Here is a 1,570-nt window from a genome sequence, read left to right as displayed (position 1 = left end):
GCCTGGCGGTGGGTGCGGCGGCTGCACTCGCGGGCCGACCGGACCCTCGCGCCGTCCAGCGACTCGGTCGCGCAGCTGGAGCTGCACGGCGTCCCGCGCGTGCACCGGTGGGCGCGGGGCGTCGACATCGATCGCTTCTCGCCGTCGCACGCCGACCCGGCGCTGCGGGCCGAGCTGGCGCCGGACGGCGAACTGCTCGTCGGGTTCGTCGGCAGGCTGGCGCCCGAAAAAGAGGTCGACCGGCTGGCCGCGCTGGCCGGGGTGCCGGGGATCCGCGTGGTCGTCGTCGGCGACGGACCCGAACTCGAAAACCTGAAAGAACAGCTGCCCGGCGCGGCCTTCCTCGGCGCGAAGTACGGCGACGAGCTCTCCAAGGCGTACGCGAGCTTCGACGTCTTCGTCCACACGGGACCGCACGAGACGTTCTGCCAGGCGGTGCAGGAGGCGATGGCGTCCGGCCTGCCCGTGCTCGCCCCGGACGCGGGCGGCCCGAAGGACCTCGTCCTGCCCGGCCGCACCGGCTACCTGCTGCCGGCCGACCGCGAGGGCTTCGGCCCGGCGCTCGTCGAGAAGGTCGACGCGCTGCGGGACGCGGCGCTGCGGGCGAGGCTCGGCGAGAAGGCGCGCAAGGTCGTGCTCGGCCGGACCTGGCCCGCCGTCTGCCACGAGCTCGTGGGGCACTACGAAGCCGTGCGGGGCCGGGCCGTCCGCGCGGCCTGACATGCACATCGTCCAGCTCGCGAACTTCTACGGGCCGCGCTCGGGCGGCCTCCGCACGGCGCTGCACCACCTGGGCGCGGGGTACGTCGCGAGCGGCCACGAGGTGACGCTCGTCGTGCCCGGCACCCGGTACGCCGACGAAGTCCTGCCGACCGGCGTGCGCCGGTTTTCCCTGCCCGCGCCCAGGATCCCGGGCACCGGCGGGTACCGCGCGGTCGACCCGCACCGCGTCCGCGCGGTGCTGCGAAGACTCGAACCGGACCGGCTGGAGGTGTCGGACCGGCTGACGCTGCGCGGGATGGGTGGCTGGGCGCGGCGCCACGGCGTCCCCAGCACGGTCATCTCGCACGAGCGCCTCGACCGGCTGCTGGAGCAGTTCCTGCTGCCCGAGCCGGTCGCGCGCCGCGTCGCCGACGTCGCGAACAAGCGGATGGCCGAAAGCTACGACACGGTCGTCTGCACGACGGCGTTCGCGCGCGCGGAGTTCGACCGGATCGCCGCCCCGAACGTCCACCGCGTGCCGCTCGGCGTCGACCTCGCGACGTTCCGGCCCGCCATGCGCGACGACGGCTGGCGCACCGACCTGGCGGGCGGCGCGGACGCCCTGCTCGTCCACTGTGGACGGCTGTCGCCGGAGAAGCACGTGGAGCGCAGCGTGGACACCGTCGCTTCGCTGACCGACGCCGGCGTGAAGGTCCGGCTGGTGGTGGCGGGCGACGGCCCCCGCCGCCGGGCGCTGGAACGCCGGGCGCGCGGGCTGCCGGTGACGTTCCTGGGGTTCCTGTCCGGCCGCGGCGACGTCGCGCGGCTGCTGGCCAGCGCGGACGTCTCCCTGGCGCCCGGCCCGCAC

The 1,570-nt window shown here is 75.5% G+C and carries 2 protein-coding genes; both read left to right on the top strand.

Going from position 1 to position 1,570, the window contains the following annotated elements; genetic code table 11:
- Positions 1-720, top strand: a 720-nt coding sequence (locus G3I65_RS41160; RefSeq protein WP_160700881.1) for a glycosyltransferase, incomplete at its 5' end; no start/stop codon positions are given.
- Position 721: 1 nt separating this feature from the next.
- Positions 722-1,570 (top strand): glycosyltransferase (locus tag G3I65_RS41155; RefSeq protein WP_160700880.1); only part of this gene is annotated, 849 nt, incomplete at its 3' end.

It is taken from the genome of Amycolatopsis sp. SID8362 (assembly GCF_010550475.1).
Lineage (GTDB): Bacteria > Actinomycetota > Actinomycetes > Mycobacteriales > Pseudonocardiaceae > Amycolatopsis > Amycolatopsis eburnea.
Note: the sequence above shows the minus strand (reverse complement) of the source record. Positions and strands in the feature narration are given on the sequence as shown.